The organism is Kitasatospora sp. NPDC058492 (genome assembly GCF_042720685.1).
Classification (GTDB): domain Bacteria; phylum Actinomycetota; class Actinomycetes; order Streptomycetales; family Streptomycetaceae; genus Kitasatospora.
In genome coordinates this window covers 22,247-40,985 of the sequence record NZ_JBHXMU010000076.1, presented here as the reverse complement: position 1 = coordinate 40,985, position 18,739 = coordinate 22,247, and the positions used below count along the sequence as shown (strand labels likewise).

The following is an 18,739-nucleotide window of genomic DNA, read 5'->3' as shown; positions in this document are numbered from 1 at the left end:
AACGCTCGACTGGGAAACCCCAGCCGAGCGCCTGCATAAACTGCTCGCGGCCTGATCAAACCGACCACGTGTTGCAACGACCCCTAGAAACCGCCAGGAAGTCGGCGGGGCCGACTTCCTGTGCAGGAGGTGGGTGGGGGAGCGCTGAAGAGGTAGACCGGGCTACATAATTTCCCCCACCCACCTGAGGGCCGGGTCGTGCTCAGATGCCGAGGTGGGTGGCGATGCCGGTGAGGACGCAGTCGAGGCCGGTTTCGAACTGCCAGGTGGGGTCGTCCTTGCGGGTGGCCTCGTGGAGGTAGCGCTGGTAGGTGGGGTAGCGGCCGGTGTCCATCAGGAAGGACATCCGGGGGGCGAGGCCGGCGCGGGTCTCGTCGCCGTCGGACCAGCCGTGCTCGCGCTGGAGGGTGCGCAGGGCGAGCTCGGCGGCGACGGACCCGTGGACGTAGCCGGTGACGGTGCGGAAGACCGCCATGGTGGTGTCGGCGTCCAGGCCGTGGTCGGCGAGGGCGGCGAAGGCGCGTTCGGGGATGGCGAGCTGGTTGGGGGTGAGGGGGACGGCGCCGGCGCGGACGATCCACGGGTGGGCCAGGTTCATGGCGCGCAGGTGGAGCGCCAGGGTGCGCATGGTGTCGCGCCAGCCGGTGGCGGGGGTGCCCCGGGGGAGTTCGCCGTAGACGAAGTCGACCATCAGGTCGATGAGTTCGTCCTTGCCGGAGACGTACCGGTAGGCGGCCATCGGGGCGACGCCGAGGGTGGTGGCGAGCCGGCGCATGGTGACGGCGTCGAGGCCTTCGGCGTCGGCGATCGCGATCGCGGCCTCGGCGATCCGCTGCGGGGTGAGGGTGGTGCGCGGCGCGGGGGCCGGGCGGGCGAGGCGCTCCCAGAGTGAGGCCTGGGGCTTGGTCTGGTCGTCGCCCCCGGCGGGGGCCTGCTGGGCGGGCATGACGGCGGGCTCCTTCCGGCTGGGGTCCTCTCACCGTACCACCGGAGTGTACGACGTATCGGAAGTGGACGGCGTACGCGCCGATGTGTACGTTGTATCCGGCAGATACGTTGTACACATCGTCCCGGAGGGGGATGTCCATGGCCAAGGACGTTTCGGAGAAGAGCCTGAAGGTCGCGGTCGTCGTCGGCAGCACCCGGAGCGGCCGGTTCGCGCCGGTCGTCGCCGACTGGCTGCTCGGCCACCTCGGCGCGCGCGGCGACATGACCGCAGACCTGATCGATCTGGTCGAGACCCCGCTGCCGACCACCTTCCCGTCCTTCGGTGGTGAACTGGAGCCGGGCGCCGCCGAGTTGCTCGCCGCCGTCACGCCCCGCCTGGAGGCCGCCGACGCCTTCGTGGTCGTCACGCCCGAGTACAACCACAGCTTCCCGGCCCCGCTGAAGAACGCCATCGACTGGCACAACAGCCAGTGGCACGGCAAGCCGGTCGGCTTCGTCTCCTACGGCGGCCTCTCCGGCGGTCTGCGCGCCGTCGAGCAACTGCGAGTGGTGCTGGCCGAGTTGAACGCCATGACGATTCGCAACACGGTCAGCTTCCACGGCGCCGCCCAGTGCTTCGGCGCCGACGGCCAGCCGCTCGACCCGGCCGCCGACGTCGCCGCCAAGACCATGCTCGACCAACTCGCCTGGTGGGCTGAGGCGTTGCGCGACGCCCGGCGAGTCCGCCCGTTCGCGGCCTGAGTGGCCTGAGTGGCCTGAGTGGCCTGAGCGGCCCGAGCGGGCGCGTCGGGTGGCGCCGGGAAGCGGGGCCGGGGTGGGGCCGGCGGTGGCCCCGCCGCCCAGGGCGCTCCGGAACGCCGAGAGCCCCCGGACGGGTCCGGGGGCTCAGGCGACAGCGGGTGTGATCAGCACTCGATGACGTTGACGGCGAGGCCGCCGCGCGAGGTCTCCTTGTACTTGATCTTCATGTCGGCGCCGGTCTCCTTCATCGTCTTGATCGCCTTGTCGAGCGAGACGTGGTGCCGGCCGTCGCCGCGCAGGGCCATCCGGGCGGCGGTGACGGCCTTGACGGAGGCCATGCCGTTGCGCTCGATGCAGGGGATCTGGACGAGCCCGCCGACCGGGTCGCAGGTGAGGCCGAGGTTGTGCTCGATGCCGATCTCGGCGGCGTTCTCGACCTGTTCGGGGGTGCCGCCGAGGACCTCGGCGAGGCCGCCGGCGGCCATCGAGCAGGCGGATCCGACCTCCCCCTGGCAGCCGACCTCGGCGCCGGAGATGGAGGCGTTCTCCTTGAAGAGCATGCCGATGGCGCCGGCCGCGAGGAGGAAGCGGACGATGCCGTCCTCGTCGGCGCCCGGGATGAAGTTCAGGTAGTAGTGCAGGACGGCGGGGATGATCCCGGCCGCGCCGTTGGTCGGAGCGGTGACCACCCGGCGGCCGGAGGCGTTCTCCTCGTTGACCGCCATCGCGTAGAGGGTCACCCACTCCATCGCGTTGGCCGGGCCGATGCCCTCGGCGCGCATCGCGCGGGCGGCCGCGGCGGCGCGGCGGCGGACCTTGAGGCCACCGGGCAGGATGCCCTCGCGGGACATGCCGGCCCGCACGCACTCCTGCATGACCTGCCAGATCTCCAGCAGCCCGGTCCGGATCTCCTCCTCGGAGCGCCAGGCCTTCTCGTTCTCCAGCATCAGGCCGGAGATCGACAGCCCGGTCTCCCGGGTGAGCCGCAGCAGCTCCTCGCCGGTGCGGAAGGGGTAGCGCAGCGAGGTGTCGTCGGGCTTGACCCGGTCCGCGCCGATGGCGTCCTCGTCGACGACGAAGCCGCCGCCGACCGAGTAGTAGGTCTTCTCCAGCAGGGTGGAGCCGTCCGCCGCGTACGCCCAGATGGTCATGCCGTTGGCGTGGTACGGCAGCGAGCGGCGGCGGTGCAGGACCAGCTGGGTGCCCGGGTCGAAGTCGATGGGGTGGGTGCCGAGGAGGTTGAGCCGCTTCTCGGTGGTGATCCGCTCGACGTCCTTGTCCGCCTGGTCGACGTCGACCGTGCGGGGGGAGTTGTCCTCCAGGCCGAGCAGGACGGCCTTCGGGGTGCCGTGGCCGTGGCCGGTGGCGCCCAGCGAGCCGTACAGCTCGGCGCGCACGCTCGCCACCTGGGCGAGCAGGTCCTCGGACCGCAGGCGCCGGGCGAACATCCGGGCGGCGCGCATCGGGCCGACGGTGTGGGAACTCGACGGGCCGATGCCGATGGAGAAGAGGTCGAAGACGCTGATGGCCACGGGGGACGTCCTTGTCTGGTCTCGTGGAAGGACTGGCGGGCGGGGGACGACACGGGTCGGGGCACCGCGCGCACTGTCCAGTGTGCGCGGTGCCCCGGGATCCCAGGTGCCGCGGCGGGGTGAGGCCGGTCACCCCGCCCGAACGATCACCGCAGTGATCAGAGGTTCGGGTAGAGCGGGTACTTCTCGGCCAGCGCGGTGACGCGGGCCTTGAGCGCGGTGGCGGCGTCCTCGTCGAAGGCGGGCTTGAGCGCCTCGGCGATGATGTCGGCGACCTCGCGGAAGTCCTCGGCCTGGAAGCCGCGGGTGGCGAGCGCGGGGGTGCCGATGCGCAGGCCGGAGGTGACCATCGGCGGCCGAGGGTCGTTCGGGACGGCGTTGCGGTTGACCGTGATGCCGACCTCGTGCAGGCGGTCCTCGGCCTGCTGGCCGTCGAGCTGGCTGTTGCGCAGGTCGACCAGGACCAGGTGCACGTCGGTGCCGCCGGACAGCACCGAGGCGCCGGCCTCGGCGACGTCGGCCTGGAGCAGGCGCTCGGCGAGGATCTTGGCGCCCTCCAGGGTGCGCTGCTGGCGCTCCTTGAACTCCTCGGACGCGGCGACCTTGAAGGCAACGGCCTTGCCGGCGATCACGTGCTCCAGCGGGCCGCCCTGCTGGCCGGGGAACACCGCGGAGTTGATCTTCTTGGCGTACTCGGCCTTGGACAGGATGACACCGCCGCGCGGGCCGCCCAGGGTCTTGTGGGTGGTGGTGGTGACCACGTCCGCGTACGGCACCGGGTTGGGGTGCAGGCCGGCGGCGACCAGGCCGGCGAAGTGCGCCATGTCCACCATCAGCAGCGCGCCGACCTCGTCGGCGACCCGGCGGAACGCGGCGAAGTCCAGCTGGCGCGGGTAGGCGGACCAGCCGGCGATGATCAGCTTCGGCTGGTGCTCCTTGGCCAGGCGCTCGACCTCGGCCATGTCGACCTGGCCGGTCTTCTCGTCCACGTGGTACGCGACCACGTTGTAGAGCTTGCCGGAGAAGTTGATCTTCATGCCGTGGGTCAGGTGACCGCCGTGGGCCAGGTTCAGGCCCAGGATGGTGTCGCCCGGCTTGATCAGCGCGAACATCGCGGCGGCGTTGGCCTGCGCGCCCGAGTGCGGCTGGACGTTGGCGTGCTCGGCGCCGAACAGGGCCTTGATGCGGTCGATCGCGATCTGCTCGACCACGTCGACGTGCTCGCAGCCGCCGTAGTAGCGGCGGCCGGGGTAGCCCTCGGCGTACTTGTTGGTGAGTACCGAGCCCTGGGCCTCCATGACCGCCACCGGGGCGAAGTTCTCGGAGGCGATCATCTCCAGGGTGGTCTGCTGGCGGTGCAGCTCGGCGTCGACCGCGGCGGCGATCTCCGGGTCGAGGGAGTGCAGGGACTGGTTCAGAACCGTCATGGTGTGGTCTTCCCGGGAGGAGAGAGACGGGAGCAGAGAGGGGGGAGCCTGGCGGGGCGGCCGCCGCGCTGCGGCCGCCCCGTCACGAGCGGGTCAGCCGCCGATGAAGGCGGTGTACTCGTCCGCGCTGAGCAGCTCGTCGGTGGACTCCACCTGGACCTTGAACAGCCAGCCGCCCTCGAACGGGGCGCTGTTGACCAGGCTGTTGTCGTCCAGGACGTCCTGGTTGATCTCGACGATCTTCCCGGTCACCGGGGAGAACAGGTCGCTGACCGACTTGGTCGACTCCAGCTCGCCACAGGACTCGCCCGCGGTCACGTCGGCGCCGACCTCGGGCAGCTGCACGTAGACGATGTCACCGAGCGCGTCGGCCGCGTGGGCGGTGATGCCGACCGTGGAGACACCGCCCTCGATGGCGGTCAGCCACTCGTGCTCCTTGGTGTACTGCAGGTGCTGGGGGTTGCTCATGGCGTCATTCTCCAGGATGGGAAGCGGGTACGACGAAGCGGGCCGCCGCACGGACGGCTTCGACGCGGATCAGGCGTGGTTCAGGCATGGGATCGGACCTGGGTCGGACCTGGGTCGGACCTGGATCAGGCGTGGCTCAAGCCTGGGTCGGGCGTGGTTCAGGCCCGGGTCTACGGGGAAGGCGGGGCCTCGGCGAGCGAGGCCCCCGGCCTCAGCGGGCGCGCTTGTAGAACGGCAGTGCCACGACCTCGACCGGCTCGTGCTTGCCGCGCACGTCCACCGCGACGGTGGTGCCGGGGGCGGCGTGGGCCGCGTCCACGTAGGCGATCGCGATCGGCCGGCCCAGGGTCGGCGACGGGGCGCCCGAGGTGATCCGGCCGATCGGGGCGCCGTCGGCGGAGACCACGGTGTACTCGGCGCGCGGGACGCGCTTGCCCTCGGAGACCAGGCCGACCAGCACCCGCGGCGGGTTGGCCTCGGCCTCGGCGGCGGCCTTCTCCAGCGCCTTGCGGCCGATGAAGGTGCCCTCGTTGGTGGTCTTGTCGAAGCGCACGACCCGGCCCAGGCCCGCGTCGAACGGGGTCAGGTCGGTGGAGAGCTCGTGCCCGTACAGCGGCATGCCGGCCTCCAGGCGCAGCGTGTCGCGGCAGGACAGGCCGCACGGGACCAGGCCGCGGCCCTCGCCGGCGGCGGTCAGCGCCTGCCAGACCCCCTCGGCGTCGCCCGGGTTGCAGAAGATCTCGAAGCCGTCCTCGCCGGTGTAGCCGGTCCGGGCGAGCAGTACGTCGCGGCCGGCGACCTGGGCCGGGAGGATCGCGTAGTACTTCAGGCCGGGCAGGTCGGCGTCGGTGGTCCCGGCCAGGATCGCGGTGGCCTCCGGGCCCTGGACGGCGATCAGCGCGTAGGTGTCGCGGTCGTCCGTGACGACGGCGTCGAAGCCCTTGGCGCGGGCGATCAGCTCGTCCAGCACCAGCTGGGCGTTGGAGGCGTTGGCGACGACCAGGAAGGCGTCCTCGCGCAGGCGGTAGACGATCAGGTCGTCGAGGATGCCGCCGTCCTCGGCGCAGATCATGGTGTAGCGGGCACGCAGCACGCCCAGCGCGGAGACGAAGCCGACCAGCGCGTGGTCCAGCATCTCGCCGGCCTGCGGGCCGGTGACGGTGATCTCGCCCATGTGGGAGAGGTCGAACAGCCCGGCCCGGGTGCGGACGGCGAGGTGTTCCTCGCGCTCGCTGCCGTAGCGCAGCGGCATGTCCCAGCCGGCGAAGTCGGTCATGGTCGCGCCGAGGGCGCGGTGCAGCGCGTCGAGCGCGGTGAGGCGGAGGGACGACATGGCCTGGAACTCCTCGGTCTGGGCACTCATGGGTGCACGCGCCGGAACCGGACCCGCTCGGGGGCCGACCCTGCGCGCGGGCATGCGGCGGCGTGGGTCTCCCCATCTGTCGTCGAACCTGAGAGCTTCACCGCCCACCTGCCCGCAGCTGTTTCCAGCATCCAGGACAGCATGGTGGCTTGCACCGTGGGTGGGCGCGCGACAGGGCCGTGCGCCACTTTCCAGATGTGCCTAACCCGTGCGGTAGGGGGGCCTGAGAGATTCCGGGGAGGAGTTGCTCCTTCGGCGCCGGCTGTGCCGCCTGACGGGGCACTCCGGGCTCTCCCGCGCGGGTTCGAGCGGCCGGTATGGAGTTGTCGGTCCGCCGGCGCGCCGCGCCGTCGAACGCGCACATCATGGCACGTCCGCGCCGACGACGGGAGAGGGGACCCGGTCACACCCCGCCACCACGGACGCAGCCCGGGGGCGTGCCTTGTGGACCGGGCCGGGTCCGCGACGCCAGGGCACGCGCCTCGCGGCGTTGTCGTCGGTCGCCGATACTCCGCATGGACTCCCTCCTCCGCCTTGCGATGCACGCACCCTGACGCCGCGGTCCGGTCCGACCTGGTCCACAAGGCACGCCCTAGACTGCTGCGCGTCGGCGCAGCAGAGGGCGGCCGACCGGCAGAGGGCGGATCAGGCGCGCATGGGGTACCCGGTGGAGCAGCAGCAGGGGTGGGGCGGGCCGGAGTCGGCGCCGCCGGGCGGCGGGTGGCCGGCCAACGAGCTGGAGCAGGTGCTGACCGCCGCGCTGGGCGACCCGGGTGCGACGCCGCGGGTGATCGAGGTGCTGGCCCGCAGCCAGGTGTGGATCCCGCTGCCGACCGGCGGCGACCCGCAGGGGCCCGCGCTGGACCTGCCGACCATCGAGCTGGCCGGCGAGCCGTACGTACCGGTGTTCTCCTCGCAGGAGGTGTTCCTGCGGCAGGCGCCGGGGATGGCCTTCGCGGTGGCGCCGGTCTGGGAGTTCGCCCGCGGGCTGCCGCTGGGCGTGGGCATCGCGGTCAACCCGGAGGCGGCGGTGGGCATCCCGGTGCCGCCGCAGGGTGTGGCGGAGCTTCGGCGCGGCCCGCGCGAGGAGCGCCTGGCCGACCAGGAGCAGGGCCGGAACCAGGAGCAGAACCAGGGCCAGGGGCCGGAGGCGCCGACCGGTGGCCGGGTGGCGCTGCGCGAGCCGGTGCCGGGGGAGGATCCGGAGCACTTCCTGGCCGCCTGCCGGGCCGAACTGTCCGCCCTGCCCGGAGTGTTGTCCGCGCGGCGGGCGCTCGCCAGCATCGAGGGCGAGCCGACCGTGATGTTCGTGGGCGTCCAGCTGGACCAGGCGGCCCCGGCCGAGCCGGGCGCGGTGAACGAGGCGCTCGGCCGTGCGCTGGGAACCGCGCCGCTGCCGGGGGGCGTCCACCTCGTACTGCTCGATCTCGCCGATGACCCGGTGGTCGAGTGGCTGCTCACCCGGGTACTCCCTTTCTACGCGCGGGGTTGAGCGGGGTTCGTATCGGAGGCACGTCGCCGTGGCGGTGGCCGGTGCCGCGCCATAGGGTGCGTGCAGACGGCCGACGGGCCGGCAGGCTTGAGGAAAGAGGCGCGGCGAGGTGGGCGCATGAGTGCGGGAGCGGTAGCGGGCGGTGCACCGGGGCCCTGGGGCCAGGCGCCCGCCGGGCGCCCCGGAGCGGATCCGGGCGCGCTGGAGCGCACCCTGCGCGAGGTCGCGCCGGAGCGCTACGAGGCGTACGAGCAACTGCTGCACGCACTGGCCGACGGCCAGGTCTGGATGCTGCTGTGGCACGGCACGCCGGGCAGCGCGGACGCCCAGTACGGGAACATGGAGATCAGCGGCCACGGCTACGCGCCGGCCGTCACCTCGTCCGAGCAGCTGGCGTCGTCCGGCTGGGCGCGGGCCCACGAGGTCATCTCCGGGCGGGAGATCGCCGCTTCGCTGTACCGGACCCGCTGGGGGCTGTGGCTCAACCCGCACGCGCCCGGCGGCGGGGTCGGGGTGCCCTGGGCGGATCTGCGGCGGATCGCCGCGGGCCTGGAGCGGCTGCCGGCCGGGCCGTTGAAGCTGAGCGAGCCGCAGCTGAACGCCCAGCCGTTCTTCGCGCTGCTGGAGCGGCAGGCCGGTGAGGTGCGCGCGGTGCGGGCGCTGCGCCGGGCCTGGGTGCAGCCGGCCGTGGGGGAGCCGTACCTGGCGATCGGCCTGGAGCTGTACGAGAGTTCGCCGCCGGCGGTGGAGGCGGTGCGGGCGCTGATGCAGCGGGCGATCGCGGTGGCCCCGGAGGGGCTGGCGGTGTCCACGGTGGCGATGGCGGACGAGTACGACCCGGTGGCGCTGTGGATGCGGGCGCACGCGCGCCCGTTCTTCGACCGGGAGGCGGGACGGCCGCCGACCGGCCCGTACCCGCCGGTGCCGCCTCCGCCGTACCCCGCGCAGCAGGGGCCGGGCTACGGCTACGGCACGCAGCAGCCCGCGCAGGGCTGGACCGGGCAGCCGCAGCAGCCGTGGCCCGGATACCAGGGGCGCTGACAACCAAAACCTTTCTCCAGAAGCCGACTTGATCTTGCATCAGGTCGGCTTCGGTGCTTTCCGGGCGAACTTCCGGCCGGTACCGTCGATCACCTTGACATGCCTGTTGCAGCCGTGTGAAGAGGGATATGCCGAAGGCGTAGGAGGTGCATGCGCACAGATCACAGTTGGGCATCTGTCGGTTGTCAGGGCTGGCGCAAGCGAGTTCGGATGGCAGAGAGTTCTGCGCAACGCACCGCGCGTACTGGGAACCCCACGAAGGTGAACGCGCACGCCGACCGCCAGAACCACGCGAAGCCCATCCCGCGTTGGGGCAGTACCCGTGCACGACGTACTGCCGCGAACACCCGTTCCAAGCACCTCCGCACGTCCGCAGCCGTACCGCCGAACCGGTGACCGGCGCCCGTGGGCCGGCCACCGTCGGCGAGGGGACCAACTGACCATGACCGCACCCATCACAACCACCGGGAACGAACCGGAGGCACCCGCCCCCGCGAGCCCGGCCAAGAAGATCGAGGGCCGCTCCCTCGGCCAGATCGCCTGGACCCGCTTCAAGCGCGACAAACTCGCCGTCGCCGGCGGCGTCGTGGTGATCCTGCTGATCCTGCTGGCCGTACTGGCCAAGCCCATCGAGGCCCTGTTCGGCCTCGACCCGGACGCCCTGAACCAGGACCTGCTCGACGCCAACCTGGGCGGCATCCCGCTCGGTGACTGGGGCGGGATGAGCTGGGACCACCCGCTCGGCGTCGACCCGCTCCAGGGCCGTGACCTGCTCTCCCGCGTGATCGAGGGCTCCTGGGTCTCGCTGCTGGTCGCCTTCGGCGCGACCCTGCTGTCGAACACGATCGGCACCGTGCTCGGCGTCATGGCCGGCTACTACGGCGGCTGGGTGGACACCGTGATCAGCCGCATCATGGACGTCTTCCTCGCCTTCCCGCTGCTGCTCTTCGCCATCGCGATCTCGACCTCGCTGCAGGGCGGCGCGTTCGGCCTGCACGGCCTCCCGCTGCACATCTTGGTGCTGATCTTCGTGATCGGCTTCTTCAACTGGCCCTACATGGGCCGGATCGTGCGCGGACAGACGCTGTCGCTGCGCGAGCGGGAGTTCGTCCACGCGGCCCGCAGCCTGGGCGCCCGAGGCCCGTTCATCCTGTTCAAGGAACTGCTGCCGAACCTGGTCGGTCCGATCCTGGTCTACTCGACCCTGCTGATCCCGACCAACATCCTCTTCGAGGCCGGCCTCAGCTTCCTCGGCGTCGGTATCCAGCCGCCGCAGGCCTCCTGGGGCGGGATCCTCCAGGACGCGATCAAGTACTACCAGGTGGACCCCCAGTACATGGTGGTTCCCGGTCTGGCGATCTTCCTCACCGTGCTCGCCTTCAACCTGCTCGGCGACGGGCTGCGTGACGCCCTCGATCCCAAGAGCAACTGACGCAACGTCAGGCTCTCCCTCCTTCCCATCCTCAAGGGGTTGATCTCACCCATGCGCAGGTCCCGTACCGTCGCCCTGACCGCGGCGGCAGCCGCCGCGGTCCTGATCGTGACCGGCTGCACCTCCGGCAGCAAGGGCTCCGGCTCGTCCTCCTCCGCCAGCGGCAGCAGCGCCGGTGGCGGCGGTGCCGACGCCGCCACCAAGGGCATCGTCAACGCCTCGGACAAGAAGGGCGGGACGGTCACCTACGAGATGAAGGGCTCCCCGGACTCCTTCGACCCGGGCAACACGTACTACGCCTACATCTACAACTTCTCGCGCCTGTACGGGCGTCCGCTGACCACCTTCGCCCCGGGCGCCGGCACGGACGGCGAGAAGCTGGTCCCGGACCTCGCCGAGAGCCTGGGCAAGGCCAGCGCGGACGGCCTGACCTGGACGTACAAGCTGCGCGCGGGCCTGAAGTTCGACGACGGCACCGCGATCACCTCGAAGGACGTCAAGTACGCCGTCGAGCGCTCCAACTTCGCGCGGGACGTCAACTCCAACGGCCCGACGTACTTCCAGGAGCTGCTGGTCGACAACGAGACGCCGTACCAGGGCCCGTACAAGGACAAGACCGGTGGCCTGAACTCGATCGAGACGCCGGACGACCTGACCATCGTCTTCCACCTGAAGCAGCCGTTCGCGGACTTCGACTACCTGGTCGGCTCCCCGCAGACCGTCCCGGTCCCGCAGGCCAAGGACGACGGCGCCGGCTACGTGAAGCACGTGGTCGCCTCCGGTGCCTACAAGTTCGAGTCCTACGAGGACGGCAAGCAGCTCACCCTGGTGCCGAACACCAACTGGGACCCGAGCACCGACCCGATCCGCAAGCAGCTCGCGGACAAGATCGTGGTCCGGATGGGCATGGAGCAGTCCACCATCGACAAGGACCTGATCGCCGGCAACGCCCAGGTGGACCTGGTCGGCAGCGGCGTCGACCCGCAGACCCAGGCGCAGATCCTGCAGAACCAGAAGCTCAAGGCGAACACCGACAACGCCTACGGCGGCCGCCTGGCGTACGTCGCGATCAACACCAAGGTCGCGCCGTTCGACAACCTGGAGTGCCGCAAGGCCGTCCAGTACGCGATCGACAAGGTCTCCGTGCAGACCACGCTCGGCGGCCCGATCCGCGGCCAGGTCGCCAACACGGTGATCCCGCCGGACGTCCCGGGCCACCAGGACTTCAACACCTGGGCGACCAACGGCAACAAGGGTGACGAGGCCAAGGCCAAGGACGCCCTCAAGGCCTGCGGCAAGGCCGACGGCTTCAGCACGGTGATCACCGCCCGTACCGAGCGCGACCCGGAGATCCAGGCCGCGACCGCGATCCAGGCCGCGCTGAAGAAGATCAACATCAACGTCGAGATCCAGAAGTACGCGCAGGGCAAGTACTTCTCGGACGCCGCCGGTGTCCCGCAGTTCACCCAGGACCACAACATCGGTCTGATGATGATGCAGTGGAGCGCCGACTGGCCGACCGGCTACGGCTTCCTGCAGCAGATCTCCGACGGCCGCGCCATCAAGGCCTCCGGCAACAGCAACCTGGCCCAGCTGAACGACCCCGAGGTCAACAAGCTGCTCGACGACGCCATCACCAACACCGACCAGTCGGCGCGCGAGAAGATCTACGGCCAGATCGACAAGAAGATCATGGACCAGGCGGTCTACGTCCCGCTGACCTACTTCAAGGTCTTCCTGTACCGCCCGGACAGCGCCACCAACCTGGTGTCCACCTCGGGCTTCTCGGGTGAGTACGACTACCTGAACATCGGCACCACCAAGTAAAGAGCCTGGCTCCGCATCCCTGAAGGCAGGTGAAGGCAGCGGCCGCCCGCCGCCGTCCGGAAGATCCCGGACGGCGGCGGGCCGCCGGAGCCGCCCAACTGTGTTTGCCTACATCATCCGCAGGATCTTCGCGGCCGTCGTACTGCTGCTGGTGGTCAGCGCGGTCACCTTCGCGATCTTCTTCCTGCTCCCGCGCATCGCCGGCGAGACCGCCGACCAGCTGGCCACGCAGTACGTCGGGAAGAACCCCTCCCCCGAGGCGATCGCCGCGGTCAAGAAGAACCTCGGGTTCGACCAGCCGCTGTACACCCAGTACTGGCACTTCCTCAAGGCCCTGGTCAGCGGCGCCGAGTACAAGTTCGGCCCGGACCCGGTCACCTGCCACGTACCGTGCTTCGGCTACTCCTTCAAGAACCACCTGGAGGTCTGGCCCGAGCTGATCAAGCGCGTCCCGATCACCCTCTCGCTCGCCGTCGGCGCGGCCGTGCTCTGGCTGGTCTCGGGCGTCGCCACCGGCGTCGTCTCCGCGCTCAAGCCGCGCTCGGTCTTCGACCGGATCGCCATGGGCATCTCCCTCGCCGGCGTCTCGCTGCCGGTCTTCTTCACCGGCGCGCTGCTGCTCACGCTGTTCAGCTACGAGTGGCCGATCCTGGACAACCTCCAGTACGTCGACTTCGCCGACGACCCGCTGATGTGGGCCCGCAACCTGATCCTCCCGTGGATCTCGCTGGCCTTCCTCTACTCCGCGCTCTACGCCCGGCTCACCCGCGCCGGAATGCTGGAGACCATGAGCGAGGACTACATCCGCACCGCCCGGGCCAAGGGCCTGGTCGAGCGCAAGGTCGTCGCCCGGCACGGACTGCGCGCCGCGCTGACACCCGTCATCACCATCTTCGGCATGGACCTCGGACTGCTCCTCGGCGGCGCCCTCATCACCGAGCAGGTCTTCTCGCTCCAGGGCGTCGGCGCCTTCGCCGTCCAGGCGATCGCCGACAACGACCTGCCCAAGATCCTCGGCGTCACCCTGCTCGCCGCCTTCTTCATCGTCGCCTGCAACCTCGTGGTCGACCTCCTGTACGCACTCGTCGACCCCCGGGTGAGGCTCTCGTGACCGAGCTCCAGAAGACCGAGGCGGTCGCCGCCCAGGCCCCGTCCGGCGACCCCTTCCTCTCCGTCCGCGACCTGCGGATCCACTTCGACACCGACGACGGCCTGGTCCGCTCGGTGGACGGGGTCAGCTTCGACCTGCACAAGGGCCGCACCCTCGGCATCGTCGGCGAGTCCGGCTCCGGCAAGTCCGTCACCTCGCTCGGCATCATGGGCCTGCACCGCACCAAGCGGGCCCGGATCACCGGCGAGATCCGGCTGGACGGCGAGGACCTGATCGCGGCCGGCCCCGAACGGGTGCGCCAACTGCGCGGCCGCGAGATGGCGATGATCTTCCAGGACCCGCTGACCGCGATGCACCCCTACTACACCGTCGGCGCGCAGATCGTCGAGGCGTACCGGGTGCACCACCCCCAGGCGTCCAAGAAGCAGGCCCGGGCCCGCGCGGTCGAGATGCTCGACCGGGTCGGCATCCCGCAGCCCGACCGCCGGGTGGACGACTACCCGCACCAGTTCTCCGGCGGCATGCGCCAGCGCGCCATGATCGCCATGGCGCTGGTCAACGACCCCTCGCTGCTGATTGCCGACGAGCCCACCACCGCCCTGGACGTCACCGTCCAGGCGCAGATCCTGGACCTCATCCGCGACCTCCAGGGCGAGTTCGGCTCGGCCGTCATCATCATCACCCACGACCTCGGGGTGGTCGCCGAACTGGCCGACGACATCCTGGTCATGTACGGCGGCAAGTGCATCGAGCGCGGCCCCGCCGAGACCCTCTTCGACGCGCCCGAACACCCCTACACCTGGGGCCTGCTGGGCTCCATGCCGCGCCTGGACCGCGAGCTCCAGGACCGCCTCGTCCCGGTCAAGGGCACCCCGCCCAGCCTGATCAACGTGCCGTCCGGCTGCGCCTTCCACCCGCGCTGCCCGTACGCCGACCGGACCGGCGGGCGCTCCACGAGCGAGCTCCCGGTGCTGGCCGAAGCCTCGCCCGGCCACTACGCGGCCTGCCACCTCCCGGCCGCCGAACGGCACCGCATCTTCGCCGAAGAGATCGCGCCCCGGCTGTGAGCCCGGCCTCGTACCACCTTTCTGGAGAGAACCGATGACGGACACTCAGGCGGCAACGGCCCCCGCGCCCGCGCCCGCCCCCGACCGCGAGCCGCTGCTCCGGGTGACCGGCCTGACCCGGCACTTCCCGATCCGCGGCGGACTGCTGCGCCGCCAGACCGGCGCGGTGCGGGCCGTCGACGGCATCGACTTCACCGTCAACGCCGGTGAGACGCTCGGGGTCGTCGGCGAGTCCGGCTGCGGCAAGTCGACGATGGGCCGACTGGTCACCCGGCTCGACGAACCGACCGGCGGGAAGGTCGAGTTCGAGGGCACCGACATCACCCACCTGGGCGTCGGTGCGATGCGGCCGCTGCGCCGCGACATCCAGATGATCTTCCAGGACCCGTACTCCTCGCTCAACCCGCGGCACACCGTCGGCACCATCGTCGGCGCGCCGTTCCGGCTGCAGAAGGTGGAGCCCGAGGGCGGCACCAAGAAGGCCGTCCAGGAACTGCTGGAACTGTGCGGGCTCAGCCCCGAGCACTACAACCGCTACCCGCACGAGTTCTCCGGCGGCCAGCGCCAGCGCATCGGCATCGCCCGGGCGCTCGCCCTCCGGCCGAAGATGATCATCGCGGACGAGCCGGTCTCCGCCCTGGACGTCTCCATCCAGGCCCAGGTGGTCAACCTGCTGGACGACCTCCAGCGCGAACTCGGCCTGACCTACCTGATCATCGCGCACGACCTCTCGGTGGTCCGGCACGTCTCGGACCGGGTCGCGGTGATGTACCTCGGCAAGATCGTCGAGATCGCCGACCGCGACTCCCTCTACGCGAGCCCGCTGCACCCGTACACCAACGCGCTGATGTCCGCGGTGCCGGTGCCCGACCCGCGCCGGCGCCAGCGGGCCGGCCGCGAGCGGATCCTGCTCAAGGGCGACGTCCCCTCGCCGATCAACCCGCCCAGCGGCTGCCGCTTCCGCACCCGCTGCTGGAAGGCCCAGGACGTCTGCGCCAGCCAGGAGCCGCCGCTGGCCGCGCTGAAGACCGGGCACGAGGTGGCGTGCCACTTCCCCGAGCTGGGCGAGGGGAACGGCTAGGGCGTGTTTCAGGACGCGCTGGTACTGGCCGGCGCCGCGTTCCTCACAGCGAAGCGATGCGCCGCACCGAACGGCCTCTCGGTCGTTCGGTGCGGCGCATCGTGGTGTCAGGGCTTACAACCCGGCTGGGGCGGTGCAGTGTTGATTATGTGTCAGAAACTGGGCCCTTGCCGGCGGGCAGCCGGGTCGCCGCGGGCATCGCGAGCCCGGCCGCGAGGAAGACGGCCGCCAGCGCCACCCACCCGTACTGACCGGCCCCGACGACCGCGACCAGGGCGACGGGCGCGGCCACGTTGGCGGCTCCACGGCCGATGGCCAGGACGCCCTGGTACTGGCCGGTGGCGTGCTCGGGCGCGAGCTGGAAGCTGAGCCCCCATTCGCCGGAGACCTGGTACATCTCGCCCCACGTGTGGGCGATCATCCCCAGGCCGAGGACGGCGGTCGCGACCAGGGTGTTCCCCCAGCCGGCGGCGCCGTACAGCAGGCAGGCGCAGCCGAGGAAGAATCCGCCGAGGCGGGAGATCCGCCCCCACAGGCCCGGGGTGGTGTCGTTGCCCTTGGAGCTCACCTGGACCTGGAAGACCACCACCAGGATCGTGTTCAGGACGATCAGGGCGCTGAACAGCCAGGCGGGCGCCTTGGTGTGGGTGACCAGCCACAGCGGAATGGCGATCTCCATGAGGGCGCCGTTCAGCGACAGCACGGCGTTCAGCCCGGTGAACCGCAGGTACCGGAGGTCCTTGAGCGCTGCCCCCAGCGGCTGCTTCTCGCTGTGCGCGGGAGGCGGATGCCGCACGGGCATCCGGTTCAGCACGAGGGCCGACCCCGCGTAGGCCAGCGCCGCGACGACCACCATCGCCTCGTACGCGGCCCGGGTGTCCAGGTACAGGGCCAGGCCGGCGGCTCCCGCACCGAGTGAGATCCCGATGTTGCTCACGACCTGCTGGTGTGCGCGTGCGGTCACCCGCTCCTCGGCCGAGGCGATCAGGGAGACCAGGGCGGGCAGGACCGTGCGGCAGCCCCGCTGCACGACGCCCACCGCGCATGCCGTGACGGCGAACGGCCAGAAGGAGCCGACGACCAGGTAGCACAGCACCGCCGGCCCCGCGGCGACGGTGAGGACGAGCAGGACCCGCCGCGGCCCGATGCGGTCGGAGAGGTGTCCGATCGGCAGGGCTGCCAGCAGGCCGGCCAGGCTGGCAACCGTGAGCCCGATGCCCACGTCCACCATCCGCAGACCCACCACCCGGGTGAAGAACAGCACGCTGACGGTGGCGAACAGCCCGTCCCCGAGGGTGGTCAGGAACGTGGACAGCGTCAGTCCGCGCACCGGCCCGGCCGGCGGGACCGCCCTGGCGAGGGCCAGCCGGGCAGCGCTCGTCCGGGACGGGGGAGCTGCCGTATCCGTTTTCGTCACGTGGCGGCAGCCGCCTGGAAGGTGACCGGCAGCGTCGCCAGGTAGCGCATGGTCGCGGTGCGCTGGCGCAGCGGCTCCCCGGCCATCCGCAGGCGTGTGGGGCGCCGCAGAATGGCCTTGATCAGCGCCTGCAGCGTGACCTGGGTGAACAGGTTCCCGACGCAGGTGTGCGGGCCCCGGCCGAATGCCATGTGCTGATTCGGTGTCCGGTCCAGAATGATTTCGTCGGGGCTGGTGAATTTTTCGGGATCGCGGTTTGCGGCGCCGAAAAGCACCACGACGACGTCTCCACGCTTGAGCTGGACGGATCCGATGGTGACGGGCTCGGTGACGATGCGGCTGGTCCCCTGAACCGAGGCGTCATAGCGCATGAGTTCGTCGAAACCACTCGACAGCAGTGCCGGGTCGCGCATCGCCTCGAATTTGTCGGGGTTCTCCAGCAGGGCCAGCATGGCATTTCCGGCACCGGCGACGATCGAGCTGTAGCCGGACTGGAAGACGACCCGCACCGTGTTCCGGACAAAGGCGTCGGCGACATCCACCTCGGCGCGGTTGCCGGCGACATGGGCCAGCAGTCCGGGGCGCGGATTGGCCGTGAACCAGGACTCGACCATTTCGCTCAGTCGGCCGCGCGCCTCGATGCCGAGTTTCCTGAGTTCCGCACCGGTCTCGATTCCGTCCCCGGCGGTCTCGGGCGCCAATCCGGCGTCCATGCTCCGCACGATGGCATCCGATATCGCGGCGAAGGTCCTGACGTCCGGCTGCTCGATGCCCATGAGCTCCGAGATGGTCGCCAGTGCGAGCGGTTCGACGACCTCCGACATGAGGTCGAACTCCGCCCTGCCCTCCAGTCCGTCGAGCAGCGACCCGACGAGAGCCTTGCCCTGCTCGCCGACGGCCTCCAGGTCCTGGGCGCGCAGGGCGTTCATGAAGAGGCTGCGGAGCGGGCCGTGGTCCGGCGGGTCGAGGGTCTGCAGGCTCAGCCACGGTTCGGAGACCGACTCGCCGGCCCGCCGCCAGTCCGTCGCGAACACCGCGGGGTCCTGCAGGACCATCTGGCAGTCGCGGTACCGGGTCAGCACCCAGCTCTGCATCTTCTCGTGCCAGTGCACGGGCTCCGACGCGCGCAGCTCCGCGTAGACCGCATAGGGATCGGCGAGAGTCGAGCTGTCGAGGGGGTCATAGCGGACCGGGAGTTTCATGGACAATTCCTAGGATTCTTGAACGGCCTATGAGGCCCATGTTCTCGCTGGGCCAAGAGCGTGCGCCGGACCCGGACGAATCCGGGTCCGGCGCCAATTCTCGCCGACGATACCGGGCTCTGCCGCGGTTCGGGCAATATAATTAGTCGTTGTAACGCATGGAAATTCACCTACCCGAGCTGAATCGCCCGGCCATTGGCGCGGACTGTCGACGTTCGGACATCGGGGATGCCGGTGCAATCGGCATCAGGGATTTCAGTCGTTGTAGCGCACGGGAGTCTCCTCTCCGGTTGTTCATGTTCGAAGCCCTGGTGCTTCTCTCGATGGAAATGAAACTACCACCGCCATTCGGCTCCGTCCATGAGTTAATTCCGGGATCAATTTCCCAAACCAGCCAACCCGGGCAAAGCGTGCATCGAATTCGGGAGGGAAATGCGAATTGTATTCCCCATACCGTACGACCTGCATTATTTCGCGAATATGTCGAAATTTGGTGTTCACGTCAACTCTGCGCAGAGTGTCCGGACCGGTGGTGGTTGTCGCCCGGGCCCGCGGCCGTACGCGGAGGGGGGGAGGGGTCCGTACGGGTC

Annotated in this window: 15 protein-coding genes and 1 riboswitch; of the genes, 8 read left to right on the top strand and 7 right to left on the bottom strand. The window is 70.4% G+C overall.

The window, feature by feature from the left end:
• Window positions 1-202: 202 nt before the first annotated feature.
• A complete protein-coding gene (locus ACFWPI_RS34415; RefSeq protein WP_380377608.1) occupies window positions 203-946 on the bottom strand; it encodes a TetR/AcrR family transcriptional regulator in 744 nt (247 codons plus the stop codon).
• 140 nt (window positions 947-1,086) lie between these two features.
• On the opposite strand from ACFWPI_RS34415, the gene ACFWPI_RS34410 reads away from it, so the two are divergent.
• The gene (locus tag ACFWPI_RS34410; protein ID WP_380336666.1) at window positions 1,087-1,689 is read left to right on the top strand and encodes an NADPH-dependent FMN reductase; all 603 of its coding nucleotides are present in this window, start codon (window positions 1,087-1,089) and stop codon (window positions 1,687-1,689) included.
• Window positions 1,690-1,853: 164 nt separating this feature from the next.
• On the opposite strand, the gene ACFWPI_RS34405 is transcribed toward ACFWPI_RS34410, so the two are convergent.
• From ACFWPI_RS34405 to gcvT, 4 genes are all read right to left on the bottom strand, one after another.
• Window positions 1,854-3,221 (bottom strand): L-serine ammonia-lyase, encoded by a 1,368-nt coding sequence (locus ACFWPI_RS34405; protein WP_380336663.1) that lies wholly within the window; start codon window positions 3,219-3,221, stop codon window positions 1,854-1,856.
• 158 nt (window positions 3,222-3,379) lie between these two features.
• On the bottom strand, window positions 3,380-4,648 hold the full coding sequence (glyA, locus tag ACFWPI_RS34400; RefSeq protein ID WP_063347748.1) for a serine hydroxymethyltransferase: 1,269 nt from the start codon (window positions 4,646-4,648) through the stop codon (window positions 3,380-3,382).
• 93 nt (window positions 4,649-4,741) lie between these two features.
• On the bottom strand, window positions 4,742-5,116 hold the full coding sequence (gene gcvH / locus ACFWPI_RS34395) for a glycine cleavage system protein GcvH (protein ID WP_063347747.1): 375 nt from the start codon (window positions 5,114-5,116) through the stop codon (window positions 4,742-4,744).
• Between the two features lie 211 nt (window positions 5,117-5,327).
• Window positions 5,328-6,479 (bottom strand): glycine cleavage system aminomethyltransferase GcvT, encoded by a 1,152-nt coding sequence (gcvT, locus tag ACFWPI_RS34390; protein ID WP_380377611.1) that lies wholly within the window; start codon window positions 6,477-6,479, stop codon window positions 5,328-5,330.
• A gap of 201 nt (window positions 6,480-6,680) precedes the next feature.
• A riboswitch (glycine riboswitch) is annotated at window positions 6,681-6,786 on the bottom strand.
• A 348-nt stretch (window positions 6,787-7,134) separates the two neighbouring features.
• Between gcvT and ACFWPI_RS34385 the strand changes: the two genes are divergently transcribed.
• From ACFWPI_RS34385 to ACFWPI_RS34355, 7 genes are all read left to right on the top strand, one after another.
• Complete coding sequence (locus ACFWPI_RS34385) at window positions 7,135-7,971, top strand: enhanced serine sensitivity protein SseB C-terminal domain-containing protein (RefSeq protein WP_380377612.1); 837 nt, start codon at window positions 7,135-7,137, stop codon at window positions 7,969-7,971.
• A 117-nt stretch (window positions 7,972-8,088) separates the two neighbouring features.
• Window positions 8,089-9,012, top strand: a complete 924-nt coding sequence (locus ACFWPI_RS34380) for an enhanced serine sensitivity protein SseB C-terminal domain-containing protein (protein ID WP_380377613.1) — start codon at window positions 8,089-8,091, stop codon at window positions 9,010-9,012.
• A gap of 442 nt (window positions 9,013-9,454) precedes the next feature.
• Window positions 9,455-10,444: an ABC transporter permease gene (locus ACFWPI_RS34375; protein ID WP_380377615.1), complete on the top strand. Its 990-nt coding sequence runs from the start codon at window positions 9,455-9,457 to the stop codon at window positions 10,442-10,444.
• Window positions 10,445-10,495: 51 nt separating this feature from the next.
• The gene (locus ACFWPI_RS34370) at window positions 10,496-12,271 is read left to right on the top strand and encodes an ABC transporter substrate-binding protein (protein ID WP_063347743.1); all 1,776 of its coding nucleotides are present in this window, start codon (window positions 10,496-10,498) and stop codon (window positions 12,269-12,271) included.
• A gap of 100 nt (window positions 12,272-12,371) precedes the next feature.
• Window positions 12,372-13,382, top strand: coding sequence for an ABC transporter permease (locus tag ACFWPI_RS34365; RefSeq protein ID WP_063347742.1), 1,011 nt, complete (start codon window positions 12,372-12,374; stop codon window positions 13,380-13,382).
• Window positions 13,379-14,449, top strand: a complete 1,071-nt coding sequence (locus tag ACFWPI_RS34360; RefSeq protein ID WP_380377617.1) for an ABC transporter ATP-binding protein — start codon at window positions 13,379-13,381, stop codon at window positions 14,447-14,449. The genes ACFWPI_RS34365 and ACFWPI_RS34360 overlap by 4 nt, the downstream gene beginning before the upstream one ends.
• 34 nt (window positions 14,450-14,483) lie before the next feature.
• Complete coding sequence (locus ACFWPI_RS34355; RefSeq protein ID WP_063347740.1) at window positions 14,484-15,530, top strand: ABC transporter ATP-binding protein; 1,047 nt, start codon at window positions 14,484-14,486, stop codon at window positions 15,528-15,530.
• Window positions 15,531-15,675: 145 nt separating this feature from the next.
• Here ACFWPI_RS34355 and ACFWPI_RS34350 read toward each other — a convergent pair whose 3' ends face one another.
• Window positions 15,676-16,947 carry an MFS transporter gene (locus ACFWPI_RS34350; protein WP_380377619.1) on the bottom strand — a complete coding sequence of 424 codons (1,272 nt, stop codon included), beginning with the start codon at window positions 16,945-16,947 and terminating at the stop codon, window positions 15,676-15,678.
• Window positions 16,944-18,149, bottom strand: coding sequence for a cytochrome P450 (locus tag ACFWPI_RS34345; protein ID WP_380377621.1), 1,206 nt, complete (start codon window positions 18,147-18,149; stop codon window positions 16,944-16,946). The genes ACFWPI_RS34350 and ACFWPI_RS34345 overlap by 4 nt, the downstream gene beginning before the upstream one ends.
• Between the last annotated feature and the right edge of the window lie 590 nt (window positions 18,150-18,739).